This window comes from Vibrio bathopelagicus, assembly GCF_014879975.1.
Lineage (GTDB): Bacteria > Pseudomonadota > Gammaproteobacteria > Enterobacterales > Vibrionaceae > Vibrio > Vibrio bathopelagicus.
The window spans coordinates 1,760,689-1,780,712 of sequence record NZ_CP062500.1 but is presented as its reverse complement, the minus strand read 5'-3'; the positions used below and the strand labels follow the sequence as shown (position 1 = coordinate 1,780,712).

The following is a 20,024-nucleotide window of genomic DNA, read 5'->3' as shown; positions in this document are numbered from 1 at the left end:
AGTTGGCCTTGGATACTCATTTAGAACAAGAACAGACACTAAGAACTGAAATCTATTTGGTTCTTTCTGCATTGTTTCGTAGCGCACCTTCTGAAGAGGTGATCAACTTTCTAAAGACGCTAGACATTGAAGCATCAGAAAGTGCCATGCAAAAGGCTTGGGTTGCGATTCAACAAGCAGCAACTGAATCAAATCGCGAAGCACTAGAAGATGAATATCAAGACTTGTTCATCGGCATTGGTCGTGGAGAGGTCGTTCCATTTGGTTCTTGGCATCGCACTGGCGCCATGATGGAAAAGCCATTGGCTGAAATTCGTCATGACTTAGAGCTTTTAGGCATTGAGCGTGATGATCAAGTGAAAGAGCCAGAAGATCATATCGCAGCGCTGTGTGAAGTGATGGCAATGCTAACGGGTGAAGAAGAGGCGCTTCAACAAGCGGTATTCAATAAACACCTTGGCCCTTGGTTCAACTCTTTCACGCGTCAGCTTGAAGGGGCGGGAAGCGCGAACTTCTACAAATCTGCAGCTCAGCTATGTGAAGCATTCTTAACGTTGGAACAAGTGCGTTTCAGCGTGAATACAAAAAGCAGTAAACACAAATTAAAGATTGATGTGAAAAACGTCACTGATTACGAGTAATCGAGCAGTACGCGATTATATCGATAGAGGGGCATGAAGCCTCCAAAAAGATCTACCGCAAGGTAAGGAAGCAATGATGAAAGATAATAAAGAAATAGATACAAGCCGTAGAGACTTACTCAAAGGTTTAACGACTGCAGCCGTTGCTGGTGCCGTTGTCGCTGGAACAACCAAAGTGGCAACCGCTTCAGAAACTGTTGAAATGCCTGAAAAAGACGTGAAGAAGACAGGCTATCGCGAAACGCAACATATTCGCGATTACTACGACACACTTTAGGAGATAACGGATGAAACTTGTCAAACGCTCCGATAGTGTGAGCAAAGAAACCAATCAGCTAGGTGTGTCTCGTCGCGCCTTCATGAAAAACACTTCACTTGCTGCTGGTGGCGCGGTTGTAGGCGCAAGTCTATTCGCACCGGGCATGATGAAGAAAGCACAGGCTAAATCAGTCGACCCAGAAGCGAAAACAGAAGTAAAACGTACTATCTGTTCTCACTGTTCTGTGGGTTGTGGTATCTACGCTGAAGTTCAAAATGGCGTGTGGACGGGTCAAGAGCCTGCTTTCGATCACCCATTCAACGCTGGTGGACACTGTGCAAAAGGTGCTGCACTGCGTGAGCATGGCCACGGTGAACGTCGTCTTAAGTACCCAATGAAATTGGAAGGCGGTAAGTGGAAGAAGCTTTCTTGGGAACAAGCGATTGAAGAAATCGGCAACAAAGCGCTAGAACTTCGTAAAGAGTCTGGCCCTGATTCGGTTTACTTCTTGGGTAGTGCGAAACACAGTAACGAGCAAGCTTACGCATTTCGTAAAATGGCGTCGCTTTGGGGAACCAACAACGTTGACCACCAAGCGCGTATTTGTCACTCAACTACAGTAGCCGGTGTTGCAAACACTTGGGGTTACGGTGCGATGACAAACTCGTTCAATGACATGCACAACTGTAAGTCGATGCTATTCATTGGCTCAAACCCAGCAGAAGCTCACCCAGTTGCGATGCAACACATCTTAATCGCGAAAGAGAAAAACAACTGTAAGATCGTTGTTGCGGATCCTCGTCGTACGCGTACCGCTGCGAAATCTGATCACTACGTATCTCTTCGCCCAGGTTCAGACGTTGCGTTTATCTGGGGTGTATTATGGCATGTCTTTGCTAATAAATGGGAAGACAAAGAATTCATCCGCCAACGTGTATTCGGCATGGACGAGATCCGTGAAGAAGTCGCAAAGTGGAGTCCTGCAGAGGTTGAGCGTGTAACTGGCGTTAGTGAAGAAGACGTTTACCACACTGCGAAACTACTTTCTGAAAACCGCCCAGGTTGTATCGTTTGGTGTATGGGTGGTACTCAACATACTACTGGTAACAACAACACACGTGCTTACTGTGTACTTGAGCTTGCGCTGGGTAACATCGGTAAATCAGGCGGTGGTGCAAACATTTTCCGTGGTCACGATAACGTACAAGGCGCAACTGACCTTGGCGTATTGTCAGACACACTACCAGGTTACTACGGCCTATCTGAAGGTTCTTGGCGTCACTGGTCTAAAGTTTGGGACATCGACTTTGATTGGGTGAAGGGACGTTTCGACGACAACGCATACGGCGGTCAAAAACCAATGAACAGTGCAGGTATTCCTGTATCTCGTTGGGTTGATGGCGTACTTGAAGACAAAGACAAGATTCGTCAACGCGAAAACATCCGTGCCATGTTCTACTGGGGTCACGCGGTGAACTCTCAGACTCGTGGTCCAGAGATGAAAAAGGCGATGCAGAAGCTGGATATGATGGTTATTGTTGACCCATACCCAACCGTTGCAGCAGTAATGAACGATCGTACTGACGGCGTTTACCTGCTTCCAGCAACAACTCAATTTGAAACCTACGGTAGTGTAACGGCATCAAACCGTTCTCTACAGTGGCGTGACAAAGTGGTTGATCCTCTGTTCGAATCTAAACCTGACCACGAAATCATGTACCTTCTTTCTAAGAAGCTTGGATTCTCTGAACAGCTGTTCAAAAACATCCGTGTTGAGAACAACCAACCGCTTATCGAAGACATCACTCGTGAATTCAACAAGGGTATGTGGACGATCGGTTACACAGGTCAAAGCCCTGAGCGTTTGAAAGAGCACCAACAAAACTGGCACACATTCCACAAAACGTCTCTGGAAGCAGAAGGCGGGCCTGCAAATGGCGAGACTTATGGTCTTCCTTGGCCATGTTGGGGTACGCCAGAGATGAAGCACCCAGGTACGCATATCCTTTACGATACGTCGAAGCCTGTTGCACAGGGCGGCGGTAACTTCCGTACTCGTTTCGGTGTGGAATTTGAAGGCCAAAGCTTACTGGCTGAAGACAGCTATTCGAAAGGCAGCGAAATCAAAGATGGTTACCCAGAGTTCAGTGACAAGCTACTGAAACAACTTGGTTGGTGGGATGACCTAACAGCAGAAGAAAAAGCCTCTGCTGAAGGTAAAAACTGGAAGACTGACGTTTCTGGCGGTATTCAACGCGTGGCAATCAAGCACGGTTGTATTCCTTTTGGTAACGCAAAAGCACGTGCGATTGTTTGGACATTCCCAGACCGCGTACCACTGCACCGCGAGCCGCTTTACACACCACGTCGCGACCTAGTTGCGGACTACCCAACGTGGGATGATAAAGAAGCTATCTTCCGTGTTCCTACGCTATACAAGTCGATTCAAGACCAAGATAAATCAGAGGAATACCCAATCGTTCTTACTTCAGGCCGCTTAGTTGAGTACGAAGGTGGTGGTGAAGAGACACGTTCAAACCCATGGCTAGCCGAACTTCAACAAGAGATGTTCGTTGAAGTGAACCCTAAAGACGCGAACGACATCGGCTTTAAAGATGGTGATGATGTTTGGGTTGAAGGTGCAGAGAAAGGCCGCATCAAGGTGAAAGCGATGGTGACTCGTCGTGTTAAACCGGGTTTAGCGTTCTTGCCGTTCCACTTCGGTGGTAAGTTCCAAGGCGAAGATTTGCGTTCTAAGTACCCTGAAGGCACTGATCCTTACGTTATTGGTGAAGCAGCCAATACAGCAACCACATACGGTTACGACCCTGTCACGTTGATGCAGGAAACGAAAGTAACCCTTTGTAATATTCGTAAAGCGTAAGGAGTCTTAAAATGGCTAGAATGAAATTTCTTTGTGACACCAAACGTTGTATCGAATGTAACGGTTGTGTCACTGCATGTAAGAACGAAAATGATGATGCTCTGGAATGGGGTATTCAACGTCGCCGCGTTGTGACACTGAACGATGGCGAACCGGGTGAAAACTCTATCTCAGTTGCATGTATGCACTGTACTGATGCGCCTTGTATGGCAGTTTGCCCAGCAGACTGTTTCGAACATACAGAAGACGGCATCGTACTTCACAATAAAGATCTATGTATCGGTTGTGGTTACTGTTTGTTTGCTTGTCCGTTTGGTGCACCTCAATTCCCTAAACAGGAAGCATTTGGTGAGCGCGGTAAGATGGACAAATGTACCTTCTGTGCTGGCGGCCCTGAAACAGAGCCAGGTTCTGTTGAAGAGCGTCAGAAGTACGGTGCTAACCGTATTGCTGAAGGCAAGCTACCAATGTGTGCTTCGCTTTGTTCGACAAAAGCGCTACTTGCAGGTGATGCTGAGCAAGTCTCTGATATCTTCCGTCAGCGTGTTGTAGAACGCGGTGCGAAAGGTGCCGGTTGGACAGACGGCAACGACCTTTCTTACGATGCGATGAAGAGCTAGTTAGGAGAGACATATGCTTACAATGTTTAAGCGTCTCTTCCTTGTTGTGCTGCCAATATTGGCAGCACTAACAATGCTGTCTCCTTTGAGTCATGCATCTGAGACGAACTCATCACAAACTCAATCGAGCTCTGCTGAAAGAGAAATCACGCAACTTGCTGGCGCTGATTTTTGGCGTCAAGTAAGAAACGGTGAGGAAGGTTACACCACATCTCAATCGGCTGAGCACGGTGTGTTGATCAGTACTCCAGGTCAAACGTGGTACATATTGAAAGAGAAGTGGATGTCACCAGCGGGTGCAGTCGCTATTTTCGGTAGTATTGCTTTTGTGACCTTGATGTACGTTGTGATTGGCCCGCTAATGCTGAGCGCACCAAGAACGGGACGTAAGATCAAACGTTGGTCCCGACTTGACCGCGCATTGCACTGGAGTATGGCGTTTACCTTCTTAACACTGGCTTTCAGTGGTTTGATGTTGGTTTACGGTAAACACTTTTTGAAACCTTATATCCCAACCGATTTATGGGGCTTCATCGTTCTATTGGCAAAGCAATACCACAACTACATTGGCCCGATTTTCTACGTGCTATTGATGGCAGTGCTTATCAAGTGGTGGCGCAAGTCAATCTTCAAGAAAGTCGATATTCAGTGGTTCTTGAAACTGGGCGGCATGGTAGGGAAACATAAAGGTTCTCATCCATCTGCAGAGTTTTCGAATGCGGGTGAAAAAGCGCTGTTCTGGCTACTTATCGTAATGGGTAGTGTAGCTGCAATCAGTGGTTTGGTATTGGACTTCCCAATCTTCGGTCAAACGCGCCGAGATATGGAGCTTTCAAACCTAGTCCACATGTTGGCTGCTCTGATCCTTATCTGTGGTTTCGTGTTCCACATCTATATAGGCCTGTTCGGTATGGAAGGCGCATTAGAAGGCATGGTAACCGGTGAAGTTGATGAGACCTGGGCGAAAGAACACCATGACCTTTGGTACAACGAAGTGATGGAACAAGAGAAAGACAGTGTTGAACAAAACACTAACGTGGCAACAGAGAAGAGTGAAGGGGCGAATAAGAATGAACAAACCTCATAAAGGTATTTGGGTTGCTTACATCCTAAGCTGCTTTACACCATTTACTTGTCTTATCTCTGGTGTGATTGCGATTATCTACGCTGGTTATCGTTTAGATAAAGGCGAAGATGGCGAAGTAGTGGACACCCATTACTACGGCTTGATTCGCTCGTTCTTCTTGAACCTGACGTTCTTTGTCGTGCTGATTGTTACAGTAGCGACGTCTAATGGCGTGTTAATCGGTGTGAACGACTACTGGTATCAAAACCATATTATTGATGACATCGCTTACTACATTCCATACGTAGGCATGTTGTTTGGTGGTGTTGCGATTGTGGTTTGGTTTATCCGTATGTATCAAGGCATGCAACGTTTAAGTCAAAATCTACCGCAAAACCCGTCGACAGGACCGAACCTGTAACGCTAGTGCGTTAGCTAAAGCTCAAAAGCAAAGCCCAGTGATTATTTCACTGGGCTTTTTGTTTTTAGGCATTTAGCAACGGTAAACATACCGAGCCAACCTCTACTTTTTAAGCCATTCATTGACCGCTTCAATATGGTGCAACTCCCTTATTTGGTGCAATTGTCGTTATGATTTTTTCAATTTTCAAGATCCATAAAAGTGCATAAAAATATTTATCACTTATTAATCAAGTGGTTAAATTTGAAATCTGTTGCACGAAAATTGCGCCGCACACTTGGAACACATCTTGCGTTCACTGTTGAGTCTTTAATTAATTACAACATTGAATCGCACGATATCAGTGCAAATCAGATAAAGCGAAGGAGAATGCTTTAATGAGTGAAACGGTGACTCAAGTTCATAGTGCAGTACAAACCCTTACCCAAAGTTCAGATACTTTATTCCTATTACTCGGCGCGATCATGGTCTTCCTGATGCATGCGGGCTTTGCTTTTCTCGAAGTCGGTACCGTTCGAAAGAAGAACCAAGTCAATGCGCTGGTTAAGATCCTCTCGGATTTTGGTGTCTCCGCCATTGCTTACTTCTTTATCGGTTACTGGGTCGCTTACGGGGCTCATTTTTTTGCTGACGCTGAAACGTTATCGCAAGGCAATGGATATGAGTTGGTGAAGTTCTTTTTCCTAATGACTTTTGCAGCAGCAATCCCTGCGATTGTTTCTGGTGGTATCGCAGAACGTGCACGTTTCTATCCAATTTTGATTGCGACACTGTTTACCGTTGGTTTCATCTACCCATTTTTTGAAGGCATCATTTGGAACGGTAACTTTGGCTTCCAAGCGTGGCTAGAAGGCCAATTTGGTTACGGATTCCATGACTTCGCGGGCTCTGTTGTCGTTCACGGCGTTGGCGGTTGGATTGCATTGGTTGCAGTTTACTTCCTCGGCATGCGTAAAGGCCGTATCCGTGCTGGCAAACACACTAACTTCGCGCCATCTAACATTCCTTTCTTAGCGCTTGGTTCGTGGATCTTATGTGTTGGTTGGTTTGGCTTCAACGTGATGTCTGCTCAAGCTATCAATGGCATCAGCGGCCTAGTTGCGATGAATTCATTAATGGCAATGGTCGGCGGTATTCTAGCGGCTTTAGTCGCAGGTAAAAATGACCCAGGCTTCATTCACAACGGTCCTTTGGCTGGTCTCGTGGCAATATGTGCAGGTTCAGACTTGATGCATCCTCTTGGCGCTTTGGTTACTGGCGGCGTGGCAGGCGCACTGTTTGTTTACTTGTTCACGTACATGCAAAACAAAACACAGATTGATGATGTACTTGGTGTGTGGCCTCTACACGGCGTGTGTGGCGCTTGGGGTGGCATTGCAGCGGGTATCTTCGGTCAACAAGCATTCTGGGGGTTAGGGGGCGTGAGCTTTGCTGCTCAGGTTGTCGGTACTTTGGCGGGTATCACTGTGGCTCTAGTTGGCGCACTCATTGTTTATGGTGTGTTGAGCAAACTAACAGGCCTACGTTTAAGTGAAGAAGACGAGTTCAACGGTGCTGACCTTGCTATCCACAAGATCTCATCCATCAATGAAGACTAGTCAATTCGTTATTTAAAAATAAATCGCGTCAACGGTTTGAGCGACGTTACCTAACAAACATTTGCTTTATAAACATTGATTTAATAAACAATAAGCGGCTTCGGTCGCTTTTTTGTGCCTATTCATTCTTAACCCGCCGATATCGAGCGAGTTATGTCACAAATAACCAATGAATTCAGTTGGCTAAGACTATGGTCTAATCCCTAAAACTATTGTTGGAATTTGAACAGTGCTAAGCTGTTACAAAGTGACATATCTAAAAGGACGTTATATGCATTTCCCATACAGAAATATCGTAATTCTTACTGGTGCCGGAATCTCAGCGGAGTCGGGGATACAAACATTTCGAGCACAAGACGGATTATGGGAAAACCATAAAATCGAAGATGTCGCGACACCTGAGGGTTTTGCAAAAGATCCAGATTTGGTACAAGAATTCTACAATAAACGTCGTCATGGCTTACAAAGCGAAAGCATCCTGCCAAATTCAGCCCATAAGGCGCTAGGAGAGCTTGAAGACAAGCTAGATGGCAAAGTAACAATCATCACTCAAAACATCGACAATCTGCATGAGCGCGGCGGTAGCAGCAATATCATCCACATGCATGGCGAACTATTAAAAGCGCGATGCAGCGAATCCAATCAGGTTATCGAACATAAAGACAATATCGAAACCGGTGAGCTTTGTCATTGCTGCCAAATCCCCGCTCAAATGCGTCCTCATATTGTTTGGTTTGGCGAAATGCCACTAAGAATGGGCGACATCTATTCAGCGTTAGAAGAAGCGGATTTGTTCATCTCGATCGGTACGTCAGGTGTGGTTTATCCAGCGGCAGGTTTTGTACATGACGCTAGAATGCATGGCGCACATACGATTGAAATCAACCTCGAACCTAGTGCGGTTGAGAGCGAATTTGAAGAGAAACGCTACGGTAAAGCCAGTATCGAAGTGCCGAAATTAGTCGGTGAGCTGTTGTCTGTAGAGAAAGGTTCTTTAACCGCTTAAACTCGTTATAGCAGTTATTGCTTAGGTAATAGCAGTTACAGAGTATTTATTACGTCTAGCTAAGAAGGCAGATACGTGTCCGACTGCAACCACGCAAGTCAGATGGGTGTTTGCTTTTTTTGTTCATAAAGAGTTTGTGCGTAAAGCAAATAACGGCCTCTTAAAACCTCAAATCACTGAAGATTAAGAGCTAGCCTAAACGGAACGCTGTGCTTTTTTCATTTCGTACATCGCCTTATCTGACTTATCAAGCGCCTGTTGAAAGTCCTCTTGGCAAGTGACTTCGATGCCGTAAGAAAAGGAGATGTTTTCACCGTGTAGTAGGTTGTTAACTTGGCTGACGAACTCACCACCACGACCCAGCTGCGCCGTTGCGACAAACTCATCGCCGCCAACACGAAACACCATTTCATCTTCTAATACCGCTTGGCTTAAAGCCTGAGAGAAGCGAACGATCATTAGGTCTCCGACTTTATGGCCTTTACGGTCATTCACCGTTTTTAAACCGTCCAAATCGAAATAGATAAGTTCGAATTCTTTCAATTTGATCGCATCGAATTTCTTACGGTTATACAAACCGGTTAGTTCATCTTGCTTGCTTTGATCTTTTAATTGAGTTGTCAGCTCAGTAATGCCGTAGGCAATAAGTAGGAAAGCTATTTGCAATAAGCCATCTTCAAGAAAGGTGTCGAGTAGTTCGTTTCTGTCTGCCCATTCATCGAGATGTTTGAGTTCTGTGGTCACATCATAAAATAGGTTGAAAATAAGCAGTAGAGCCCCACAGCGGAGGATTTTATGAGGGCGAATGGCATGACGAGCAACGTAGTAGATGTACATAGTAATCACGAGGGTGTTTGTTTCGAAAAACAAGTCGTAATTAGAGTCTATGTGGATGAATGAACTCAGACCGAGCATCAAGAAAGACGCAAGAAGCATCAGAGTCACAACCAATAATATCGGGTTCGCCGGCATACTATAACGCACTCCATGTCGTTTAATGCCATCCTATATAAAGTATAGATAAAAATAAAGCGGCTTACGCCGCTTTATTAACCTGTCGGTAACAATCTAGTTGTTTACTTTAAGTTTTTGGAAGTACTCGTCATAAATAACGCTCGCTTCGCCAACTTCATCCTGCCAAACGCCGTTATCCATCACTGATTGTGGTGGGAAAACGTTCTTATCTTCAGCAAATTCTTTAGGAAGAAGAGGGTAAGCCGTTTTAACTGGCGTCGGGTAACCGATCTCTAGAGCAATCTTAGCTGCGTTTTCAGGGCGAAGAAGGAAGTCGATCATCTTATGTGCCGCTTCAGTGTTCTTAGCGCCTGCTGGAATCGCTAGGCTGTCCATCCAGAAGATAGCGCCTTTCTCTGGCCAGATGATGTCAATCGTTGCGCCTTCTTGGCGAGCCATGTAAGCAGAGCCATTCCAAAGCATACCAAGAGACACTTCACCCGCTAGGTAAGGGTTCGCTGGGAAATCTGAGTTAAATACCAATACGTTTGGCATTAGCTTACGAAGTTCTTCGTATGCTTCTTTGATCTCTTCAGGGTTCGTTGTGTTTGGAGAGTAACCCAGTTTAGACAGTGCGATATGGAAAACCTCACGAGAGTCATCCATCATCATCAGTTGACCTTCCCACTGTGTATCCCACAGATCGCCCCAGTTTTTAACTGAAGACTTGTCTAGCATATCTGAGTTGATACCAATACCCGTTGCGCCCCAGATGTATGGGATCGAGTAATTGTTGTTTGGGTCAAATGGCTTATCTAAGTAATTTGGATCCAAATCTGCAAAGTGGCTTAGCTTAGTTTTATCAAGCTCTTGAAGCATGCCTTCTTTACGCATCTTAGAAACGAAGTAAGTAGAAGGAACCACTAAGTCGTAACCCGTACCTTGAGTTTTTAACTTAGCGTACATGCTTTCGTTAGACTCATAAGTTGAGTAATAGACTTTAATGCCAGTTTCTTCTGTGAAGTCTTCTAGTACTTCATTTGGAATATATTCAGACCAGTTGTAAAAATACAGTTCTTGGTCAGCTGCGAAAGAGGGTGTAGAAAGTAAAGTAGCAGCACACAATGCGCCGGTATACAGTGTTTTTTTCATTACTGTTCCGTTCATTTGTTTGATTTGGAGCTGGGTAGTGAACCCAAAGTAAATGGATTTCTAAAAATCGCGCTAGATTATAGCAGTGATATAACAAAATAGGCAGCCTAAGCTGCCTATTCATTGATATTCTTATTTTTAACGTGTTTATTATCTAACTAGGGTTGTTAAGTAAACCAGTTACTTATTAGCGCCTGTTGACCAGAGCAATTAGATAACGAACTCGCTTACTGACCCGCTTTAAGCTTCATGAAGTAATCTTCATACTTCACAGTCTTATCACCAACCGCAGCTTGCCATTCAACACGGTCAAGGTCTTCTTGCGATGGGAACAGAGCAGGACTGTCTTTGAACTTCTCATTAGACGCTTTAACTGCCGTTAGGTAACCAGTGTCGCGAGAGATTTGCTCTGCTATTTCTGGGCGAAGTAGAAAGTCGATCATCTTATGAGCTGCTTCTACGTTTACTGCGCCAGAACTGATAGCAAAGTTATCAACCCAACCGATGCCGCCTTCTTTAGGGAAAACCAGTTTAATTGGCAGACCTTCATTTTGCGCTGCCGCAGCAGAACCGTTCCAAAGCATACCAAGACCGACTTCACCAGACATGTATGGCGCGCCAGGATTGTCTGAGTTAAACACAAGAACGTTCGGCATCAGCTTACGCAGTTCAGCGTAGGCTTCGTCTATTTCTTTCTCATTGGTTGTGTTACCTGAGTAACCTAACTTACGCAGTGCGATGTGGAACACTTCACGCGTGTCGTCCATCATCATCAGCTGACCTTCAAGCTCAGGCTTCCATAAGTCAGCCCAGCTTTGGAAATCTTCTGGATCGTACATATCTGTGTTAACTGCAAGGCCCGTAATAGCGACAACATGTGGAATAGAGTAGTCGTTGTTCGGATCATATGGCTTATCTAGGTAGTTTGTATCTAGATTCGCAAAATTGTTTAGCTTGGTTTTGTCGATCTTTTGAAGCATGCCTTCGTCACGCATTTTAGACACGAAGTAGGTTGAAGGAACCACAAGGTCGTAACCTTTATTGTGCGTTTTCAATTTCGCGTACAAAGTTTCGTTCGATTCGTAAGTCGAGTAAATCACTTTGATGCCAGTTTCATCCGTGAACTGTTCTAAGATCTCACTATTGATGTAAGGTCCCCAGTTCATGAATACCAATTCTTTGTTATCTTTTGCAAACGATGGTGCAGATAACATTGAAAGCGCACATGCACTACCAGCTAATAGAGTAGCCCATTTTTTCATTGACGTTAGCTCCAAACTAAACGTTGCCCGAAGGCACTAGATAGAAAAACAGAATGGCAATTTACCATTCTGTTTATGAATAACACTTTTGTTAAACTTGAAGTATCTTAACTTCTTATCAAGTCAGCCTCAGTAGAAAGTAGGAGACTTACTTGATTTTCTCTCTCGCTAACAACTGAGAAATAATCACCAGTATTAACGACACCACTAACATCACTGTTGCTAGGGCGTTGACCTCTGGAGAGATACCGACTTTAACCATCGAGTAAATCTTCAGTGGCAAGATTTCATAGGTTGGGCCTGTTACGAAAGAGCTGATGATCACATCGTCCAAAGACAGAGTGAAGCTCAATAACCAACCCGCAGCAACCGCTGGCTTAGCAAGAGGCAAGATGATCTGTTTTAGAATCGTCCATTCACTCGCACCTAAATCTTTTGCGGCTTCTAACATCTTCACATCAAAGCCATTCAAGCGACTGTAAACCGTGACAACAACGAACGGCAGACAGAAAGTAATGTGCGCTGCAAGTAGGGTAAAGAACCCAAGTTGCACACCCATTACCAAGAATAGCGCAAGAAGCGAAATTGCCATTACGATATCTGGTGACATCATCACGATGAACAACATTCCATTGACGATGCCTTTACCTTTAAATTGGTAACGGAATAGGGCAACGGCAGTCAGGCTCCCGACAATCGTTGCGGCAGTTGCAGAGAACACCGCTACGTTGATCGAGTGCCACGCGGCCTGCATTAGGCTGTCGTTGTTAATCAGCGCGTCATACCACTTAGTGGTAAAGCCCCCCCATTTCATACCGAATTTATTGGCATTAAATGAGTTCGCAATCAATACGATAATAGGTAGGTATAGAAAAGCGTATACCAACGCCATAAAGCTGAACTTAACTGTGCGACCCATTAGTCTAGCTCCACTTTCTTATTCAATAACTTGCCTGCACGGTAGTAGGCATACAGCATCACAGCCATTGCCATGGTCAGTGCTATACTCGTCGCTGCACCAAACGGCCAGTCTCGAGCGTTGAGCACCTGGCTCTTAATCACGTTACCAATCAATAGATTCTTAGCTCCGCCTAATAGGTCAGAGATGTAGAACATACCTAACGCTGGCAGTAGTACTAATAAACAACCGCCGATAATGCCAGGCATTGTTAGGGGTAAAACAACCTTCAATAGCGTTTGAAGTTTGTTCGCACCTAAATCTTTAGCCGCTTCCAAATAAGTATCGTCTAGCTTTTCAATCGCTGAGTACAACGGCAGAATCATGAACGGGAGTAGGATATACACTAAACCGATCATTACTGCCGTTTCTGAATACATGATACGAAGTGGCTTGTCGATAATGTCTAACGCCAACAAGCCCTTGTTCAACACACCTTGAGTACCCAGAACCACTTTTAATCCGTAAGTACGAATCAAAGAGTTTGTCCAGAATGGCACAATCACTAGAAACAACATGATTGGACGCCATTTCGCAGGCATTTTTGCTACGATGTAGGCGAACGGGTAACCAATAATTAAACAAAGTAGGGTTGCGACAATCGCCATATAGAAAGAGTGCATCAGCACTTTAAAATACAGCGGGTCAGCCAAACGCAAGTAGTTATCGAGAGTGAAGGTCATCTCGATCAAGTTCGCTTCATCACGAGTTAGAAAGCTAGTACCGATGATCATGATGTTTGGAATCATCACGAACAGCACTAACCAACCTGTGATTAAAGCAACAATCGCGTTTTGTAAATTAAACTTCTTGCTCATCTTCTAACACCACTTCCCAGCTCTCAACCCAAGTTACTGCAACTTTTTGGCCCAGTGAGTGATCAACATCAGGGTCATCTTCGTTGAAGAATTCGCTAACCATGACACGCATACCTGATTCAAGTTCTACGACTGAATCTAATGTCATGCCTTTGTAGGTTCGCTCAACAATGTGGCCGACAATACCGCTTTGATCCGACTCTTTAATTTCTTCGATACGAAGATCTTCAGGGCGAAGTAGTACTTGCAGTTTTTGGCCCGGTGCTACGTCTTTATCGTGATAGATAATTGACTCTTCACCTTCGATTGTCGCAACAATGCGCTTTTCGTCTTGACGAGATTTCGCTGTCGCTTCGAATACGTTAATTTCACCAATGAAACGAGCAACAAATAAGTTCTTAGGCTCTTCGTAGATTTCTCTTGGTGTTCCGTCTTGTTCAATCACGCCATCACGCATAACAATAATACGGTCAGACATGGACAATGCTTCTTCTTGGTCATGTGTTACAAAGATAAACGTAATACCAAGTTGGCGTTGCAGTTGTTTAAGCTCGATTTGCATCTGTTTACGTAGTTTGTAATCAAGAGCAGATAGAGACTCATCCAACAAAAGAACCTTAGGCTTATTAACGACAGCGCGAGCGATTGCGATACGTTGTTGTTGGCCACCGGATAGCTGGTGTGGCTTTCGTTGTGCCATTTGTTGTAGGCGCACCATTTTTAAAGCATCCATAACACGAGGTTCAATCTCAGTGTTTGGCACTTTCTGCATGCGTAAACCAAATGCCACATTGTCGAAAACGGTCATATGTGGGAATAGGGCATAGCTTTGGAATACAGTGTTAACATGCCTTTGTTCAGCAGGAACTTGGGTTACATTCTGTTGGGCTAATAGTATTTCACCACTATCTGCCGTTTCAAACCCTGCAATCATTCTTAGTACCGTGGTTTTACCACAACCGGACGGGCCTAATATCGTGAGAAACTCACCATGATTTACGTTTAGATCAAGATTGCCGATGACTTCCTTACCATCGAAACTTTTACTAATGCCAGTTAACTGTACGACTGGCTTTCCTACTGATTTTTTAGCGTTCAACGTCTGTTTTTCTCCACCTTGGTTCTATTTGAGACCTGTTGCTATACACTTTTAAGGCGCGCATGATAATCACCAAAAACGTGAATTCAAAGCATTTTTTACCATTCGAAGACAAAAAATTTCGCAGGTAAAAGTAAACATCCTTTACCATACTGTTATTTATTGGGTTTACACCTTAATAAGTGTCTAATTATTAACCATTAAGACGCAAAAGCAAGCCTTGTTACAGATTCATATTTTAGTTTGTCTCCGACATATGAGTATAATGAAGGTAATTTTTTATCAATAAGTTAGGTGGCTTCAAGCAATTGAGCACACCTAGGTATCAATATGAACAACGACATCGAAAAAGATTTTAATTTGGGCGGTAGTATCGACCGTGCACTTTCCGGCGATTATGAGCTCAAAGCAACGGCTGTATTCCAAGAAGCATGGAAACATACGGTAAGTCACTTTCTTTCGTTTTCTCCTGCGATCGTTGCATTGATGTTCGTGCAACTGGCTATCTTTTATATTGCATTGAAATTACAGCTTGGTGATCCAGCAGTTATCTTAGATGCCGTTATCGACCCTGAGGCATTTACGCCACAGATCGTTGAATCTATTTTCATTGCTAACTTTAGCTATGAAGTGGTGAGTGCACCTATCTATGCGGGCATTAGCCTAATGGCAATGAGCCACGCCGCCGGTTTGCACACCAAGACTCGTCATATTAGTAAAGGCCTACAATTTACCGTACCGGTTATCTTGGTGACTTTGTTCAGCTTGATGCTGCAAGGTATCGCAGGAATGCTGTTACCGTTTCTGTCTATCTACTTTTCACTGGCTTTCAGCCATTCAATCCTATTGATTTGTGATAAGAAAGTTCCACCAATGCAATCACTGTTGCTTTCACTACGAGCGGTAAACAAGAAAATCTTCACCGTTGCATCTATTTACCTGGCGGTGATGCTGATGTTTATCGTTGCTGCGATGATGTACGGCATTGGCTTGATCTTCGTTCTACCATTCTTCTTCCACGTGAAAGGCATTCTTTACCGCGAAATGTTTGGCATTAAGTTAAAGGTTATTGCGTCAGATCGACCAGATAACGATGACGATAATAACGACAGCAGCAATGGCGGCGACAATAACAGTAACGATGGTAACAAAAACAAAAACCCTCAGGTGTTCGATGCGTAATAACGTCAAAAGCAGCGCAAGTAAATCTCTTGCGCTAAAGGTAACGGCACTGGCGATCGTGGGTTCAATCTCACTGGTTGGCCCGTACATTTATCAAGAAGAAGAGCGCCGACGCTCAGCAGACCAAAGTTCAAATACATCAAGTGAGTTTGGTGATTTGACCGTGGCTTCAGATCGACCAAATTTTGCTGCTATTGAAGATGTGAACGAGAAAAAAGAGACCTTCTTCTCTTACCTTCGTCCCAGCATCAACATCGAAAACAAGCGAATTACCAAAGAGCGTGCATTTTTAACCAAGATCTCTCAATCAGGTATGACGAATGTTGATTCAGAGGATGTGTCGTACGCCAAAAGGCTAGGGAAGTTATACAGCTTGCCAGTGCCATCTTCAGGGTTGGATCAAGCTTGGCTTACGGAAATGCTTAGTCGCGTGAACGTACTGCCAGAGGCGCTTGTATTGACTCAAGCCGCTAATGAGTCAGCTTGGGGGACATCGCGCTTCGCAACCAAAGCCAACAACTATTTTGGACATTGGTGTTACACCAAAGGTTGTGGTCTGGTTCCGCTACAACGTAACGAAGGTAGTTCGCATGAAGTGGCTACATTCTCTTCAAGCCAAGAATCCGTTCATCGTTACTTCATGAATCTCAACCGTAATCGTGCTTATGCTGATTTAAGAGCGATTCGAGCAAAACTGGCTGCACAGGGTGACGATTTGCTAACAACGGCATCTGCGACAGAGCTCACCAACGGCTTACTAAAATATTCTGAGCGAGGTTCAGACTATGTGACTGATTTACAAGCCATGATCCGTCACAACGAGGTATACTGGAAAAAGTAACTCGATTTGGTCTCAGTTTGGTTAACCTCGAAAGTAAGTTATTATCCAAACGGCATCACACAAAGAGCAGCTAACGGCTGCTCTTTTTAATTATGAACGCTCAACTTCAACAAGATTATAATAATGAAAAAGACAGTACTCGCTCTATTAGCCTCATTCAGCCTTGGGGTTTCTCTTCCGGCTTCAGCTCAGGAATACATGTTCACATATTCCAAGCTCTACACACAGCTTAAAAACAACACCAAAGAAGGGCACGATGATGTCAAAATTGCGGTATTCTTTGTTGATCAAAAAGCTCAGACAACCTGTCATATCAGCAAAGCTTGGATGGAGAAGGAAGAACATTATGAAGAGTTAAAAGTCTCTCCAGCCAATGAACTGCTTCTACCTGTCGATCAAAACCTGCGTTCAGCTAATCCTCTTATCTTTGTACAAACACAAGAACAAGAGTGTGCGTATTCGCTCGTTGTAATGACTCAGGAACCTTTGACTGGAACTGTTGAAGTTGCACAGCTAGAAAGCCTGTTACCGCAGATGCAGGCGATGCTAGAAGACGTAAGCGGCATGTTCTCTAGTTGGTTCACACCCGATATCCAAGGCTTAACGTTAGAGTTTGATAATAAGCTTGAAGGCAACATTGCTCTGTCTAACGGTAAGCAAATCCCAATTGAAGAAGGGCGTGCGAAATTCACGCTAGCTGAGCTTAATGGAAGTGACAGCATCACGTTACCAGAAGCCACTGTTCGTGTTTTGCCGTACATCCCAGCACAATAACGGTCAATCTGAAGCTCTTTGTTTCGCTTTAGCTTAAGATCTTACTAAACAGCCTGTTCTCCTTTGAACAGGCTGTTTAGTTTATAGTTTTAAACTTAGAAATTACCAAATCACAAACCTCAACAGTCTTTGCCCTTTGATTCTTACCTCTTATTACGACGTGTTTTCTCACCACTAGAGGACAGATTGCATGATATGGCGGAATCTTTCTCCTGCTCAGCTTGTTTATCCTACCGTTACTGTTTCAACCTGAAATAAAAATCCGTATAATCCACGCCCTAAAACAGTCCCACTAGCAATCTACAGTCGATAACACGACGGTGTGAGAGTCGCAATGAACCAAAACGAAAATAAAAAAGATACACTTGAATTCAACAAGCTTCAGAAACTTCTAAGAAGAAATGTTGGGAATGCCATCGTCGACTACAACATGATCGAAGAGAATGACGTAGTAATGGCGTGCATTAGTGGCGGTAAAGATTCATTTGCGATGCTAGACATTTTGCTACGTTTGCGTGAAGCAGCACCCATCAAATTTGATGTTGTTGCCGTAAACCTGGACCAAAAACAACCCGGTTTCCCTGAACATATCCTTCCTGAGTACTTTGAAACTCTGAACATTCCTTACTACATCGTAGATAAAGATACGTACTCAGTGGTAAAAGAAAAAGTGCCAGAAGGTAAGACGACATGTGGCCTTTGTTCACGTCTACGTCGCGGTACTTTGTACTCGTTTGCAGAAAAGATTGGCGCAACGAAGATTGCTCTAGGTCACCACCTAGACGACATTGTTGAGACTATGTTCTTGAATATGTTCCACGGTGCTCGTCTTAAGGCTATGCCACCTAAGCTTCGTTCTGACGATGGTCGCAACGTTGTAATCCGTCCTCTGACTTACTGTCGCGAAACTGACCTAATCAAATACGCGGAGCACAAAGAGTTTCCAATCATTCCGTGTAACCTGTGTGGTTCTCAAGAAAACCTACAACGTCAAAACATCAAAGCGATGCTAATTGATTGGGATAAACAGACTCCAGGCCGTGTTGAGAAGGTGTTCAAGTCAATTCAGAATGTGAGCCCAAGCCAATTGGCAGACCGTGAGTTGTTTGATTTCATTAACTTACCGTTAGACCGTACTGAAGAACGCAAAGCATACGAATTCGAAGAAGCTGAAATCTCGTCGTCAAACATCGATGAGTCTTTGTACATCGACGTCACTAACGTTTAGCCTTATTCGTCATAGAATTGCTATAACGTACAGATAAATAAAAACGCCTCAAGCAATGCTTGAGGCGTTTTTTTATGAGTTAAATATGTAGATTGAAGTACATATTCGGATTACCGTTTTCGGGCATTTAGCCTTTCTATCCGTTTAACCCTTTTAACCCGCTTAACCCGCTTAACCCGCTTAACCTTTAGCAAGGTTAGGATCGAGAGGGCTCACATAACCAGACGGTTTAAGAGCCAGAACATCACAATTAATCTTATCGATAACGTGCTCTGCAGTATTACCAATAAATACAGCTGACAAGCCAGTACGACCTGTGGTTCCTAGGATCACCATAGCGGCACTATTTTCAGACGCTACTCGTGGAATCACATCTTCTGGTAAACCTTGCTCAACGACCGTTTGCTCTTCACACATACCATGCTTTTGACGCAGAGCTTTCATTGCCGTTAAATGATGACCGCGAACGGCGTCAGTGTAAGACGTAGGGTCGAACTCTGGCAGCTCAATGGTGATATTCGCTGGCGTTACAGGATAAGCATTCACCAAGAAAGGTTCAGCATCCAAACGACCCGTAATCTCGAGCAATCTATCAACCATTGTATCGTTCAACTCAATATGAGCTTCTGTTTCAGATCCGACGTGTACCGAAGCAAAAATCTTCGCATTATCAGGCCAGAAATCATTTTTAACTAAGAGCACTGGGCTAGGGCACTTTCTCAATAGATGCCAGTCTGTAGGAGTGAAAATCACAGACTCTAAGGTATCGTGCTTACGCGTACCTTTAATTAAGATCTCATGCCCACCACTATAAACCTCAGCAATGATCGCTTCGTAAGGGCGGTTATGCCAAACCACTTGAACGTTAAATTCAATAGAATCATCAAGGTAAGGTTCTGCGACTTTATTCATCCAAATTTCGCGTTGATGAATCACGCCTTTGCGCATTGCGTCTCTTTCATCAATAGAGAGCATTGATGTCATCTCATACGAGAAATCGTAAATCGACAAAAAGAAAGTGATGTGGCTTGTTGAGGTGCTTTTCTTTGCAAGTTGGATAGCACGAACTAGAGCAGGTTGCTCATCGTGATTAATGTCTGCGACAACTAAAATTTTGTTATAGATACTCATAACTAAGCCTACTTTTCAGACCGAACATATAAATAATGTAGCGTAGTTATGGAGAGATTAAGAGAAATATAAGAGGTTTTAGGGGAGAAACATGATGTAGCTCATTATTGAACTACATCATTGATATCTA

General features: G+C 44.1%; 19 protein-coding genes. 12 read left to right on the top strand and 7 right to left on the bottom strand.

Annotated elements, in window-relative coordinates; translation table 11 throughout:
• The first annotated feature begins 8 nt into the window (after positions 1-8).
• From IHV80_RS07845 to cobB, 8 genes are all read left to right on the top strand, one after another.
• Positions 9-641: a TorD/DmsD family molecular chaperone gene (locus IHV80_RS07845; RefSeq protein ID WP_192890663.1), complete on the top strand. Its 633-nt coding sequence runs from the start codon at positions 9-11 to the stop codon at positions 639-641.
• A gap of 76 nt (positions 642-717) precedes the next feature.
• Positions 718-918 carry a twin-arginine translocation signal domain-containing protein gene (locus tag IHV80_RS07840; protein ID WP_029225905.1) on the top strand — a complete coding sequence of 67 codons (201 nt, stop codon included), beginning with the start codon at positions 718-720 and terminating at the stop codon, positions 916-918.
• A gap of 10 nt (positions 919-928) precedes the next feature.
• Positions 929-3,784, top strand: coding sequence for a formate dehydrogenase subunit alpha (locus IHV80_RS07835; protein WP_192890662.1), 2,856 nt, complete (start codon positions 929-931; stop codon positions 3,782-3,784).
• A gap of 11 nt (positions 3,785-3,795) precedes the next feature.
• The gene (gene fdh3B, locus IHV80_RS07830; RefSeq protein WP_010440854.1) at positions 3,796-4,404 is read left to right on the top strand and encodes a formate dehydrogenase FDH3 subunit beta; all 609 of its coding nucleotides are present in this window, start codon (positions 3,796-3,798) and stop codon (positions 4,402-4,404) included.
• Between the two features lie 13 nt (positions 4,405-4,417).
• Positions 4,418-5,491, top strand: a complete 1,074-nt coding sequence (locus tag IHV80_RS07825) for a formate dehydrogenase subunit gamma (RefSeq protein WP_192890661.1) — start codon at positions 4,418-4,420, stop codon at positions 5,489-5,491.
• Positions 5,475-5,891: a hypothetical protein gene (locus IHV80_RS07820; protein ID WP_004742273.1), complete on the top strand. Its 417-nt coding sequence runs from the start codon at positions 5,475-5,477 to the stop codon at positions 5,889-5,891. Before IHV80_RS07825 ends, IHV80_RS07820 begins: the two co-directional genes overlap by 17 nt.
• Before the next feature lie 377 nt (positions 5,892-6,268).
• A complete protein-coding gene (locus IHV80_RS07815) occupies positions 6,269-7,489 on the top strand; it encodes an ammonium transporter (RefSeq protein ID WP_192890660.1) in 1,221 nt (406 codons plus the stop codon).
• A 271-nt stretch (positions 7,490-7,760) separates the two neighbouring features.
• Positions 7,761-8,495, top strand: a complete 735-nt coding sequence (gene cobB, locus IHV80_RS07810; RefSeq protein ID WP_065205195.1) for a Sir2 family NAD+-dependent deacetylase — start codon at positions 7,761-7,763, stop codon at positions 8,493-8,495.
• A gap of 195 nt (positions 8,496-8,690) precedes the next feature.
• On the opposite strand, the gene IHV80_RS07805 is transcribed toward cobB, so the two are convergent.
• The 6 genes from IHV80_RS07805 to potA all read right to left on the bottom strand — a co-directional run bounded on the left by IHV80_RS07805 (position 8,691) and on the right by potA (position 14,738).
• Positions 8,691-9,479, bottom strand: a complete 789-nt coding sequence (locus IHV80_RS07805; RefSeq protein WP_192890659.1) for a GGDEF domain-containing protein — start codon at positions 9,477-9,479, stop codon at positions 8,691-8,693.
• Positions 9,480-9,563: 84 nt separating this feature from the next.
• On the bottom strand, positions 9,564-10,601 hold the full coding sequence (locus IHV80_RS07800; RefSeq protein WP_017059627.1) for an extracellular solute-binding protein: 1,038 nt from the start codon (positions 10,599-10,601) through the stop codon (positions 9,564-9,566).
• 227 nt (positions 10,602-10,828) lie between these two features.
• Positions 10,829-11,863: an extracellular solute-binding protein gene (locus IHV80_RS07795; protein ID WP_192890658.1), complete on the bottom strand. Its 1,035-nt coding sequence runs from the start codon at positions 11,861-11,863 to the stop codon at positions 10,829-10,831.
• Positions 11,864-12,011: 148 nt separating this feature from the next.
• Positions 12,012-12,782, bottom strand: coding sequence for a spermidine/putrescine ABC transporter permease PotC (gene potC / locus IHV80_RS07790; RefSeq protein WP_004733706.1), 771 nt, complete (start codon positions 12,780-12,782; stop codon positions 12,012-12,014).
• Positions 12,782-13,639, bottom strand: coding sequence for a spermidine/putrescine ABC transporter permease PotB (potB, locus tag IHV80_RS07785; RefSeq protein WP_192890657.1), 858 nt, complete (start codon positions 13,637-13,639; stop codon positions 12,782-12,784). The genes potC and potB overlap by 1 nt, the downstream gene beginning before the upstream one ends.
• On the bottom strand, positions 13,623-14,738 hold the full coding sequence (gene potA, locus IHV80_RS07780) for a spermidine/putrescine ABC transporter ATP-binding protein PotA (RefSeq protein ID WP_192890656.1): 1,116 nt from the start codon (positions 14,736-14,738) through the stop codon (positions 13,623-13,625). Before potA ends, potB begins: the two co-directional genes overlap by 17 nt.
• Before the next feature lie 330 nt (positions 14,739-15,068).
• On the opposite strand from potA, the gene IHV80_RS07775 reads away from it, so the two are divergent.
• From IHV80_RS07775 to ttcA, 4 genes are all read left to right on the top strand, one after another.
• The gene (locus IHV80_RS07775; protein WP_192890655.1) at positions 15,069-15,920 is read left to right on the top strand and encodes a DUF2189 domain-containing protein; all 852 of its coding nucleotides are present in this window, start codon (positions 15,069-15,071) and stop codon (positions 15,918-15,920) included.
• Positions 15,913-16,761, top strand: coding sequence for a glucosaminidase domain-containing protein (locus tag IHV80_RS07770; RefSeq protein WP_192890654.1), 849 nt, complete (start codon positions 15,913-15,915; stop codon positions 16,759-16,761). Before IHV80_RS07775 ends, IHV80_RS07770 begins: the two co-directional genes overlap by 8 nt.
• A gap of 123 nt (positions 16,762-16,884) precedes the next feature.
• Positions 16,885-17,535 carry a DUF2987 domain-containing protein gene (locus tag IHV80_RS07765; protein WP_192890653.1) on the top strand — a complete coding sequence of 217 codons (651 nt, stop codon included), beginning with the start codon at positions 16,885-16,887 and terminating at the stop codon, positions 17,533-17,535.
• Positions 17,536-17,869: 334 nt separating this feature from the next.
• Entirely contained in the window at positions 17,870-18,763 is an 894-nt protein-coding gene (ttcA, locus tag IHV80_RS07760) for a tRNA 2-thiocytidine(32) synthetase TtcA (RefSeq protein ID WP_029223700.1), read from the top strand.
• 180 nt (positions 18,764-18,943) lie between these two features.
• Here ttcA and uspE read toward each other — a convergent pair whose 3' ends face one another.
• Positions 18,944-19,894 carry a universal stress protein UspE gene (gene uspE / locus IHV80_RS07755; protein ID WP_192890652.1) on the bottom strand — a complete coding sequence of 317 codons (951 nt, stop codon included), beginning with the start codon at positions 19,892-19,894 and terminating at the stop codon, positions 18,944-18,946.
• Positions 19,895-20,024: the final 130 nt, after the last annotated feature.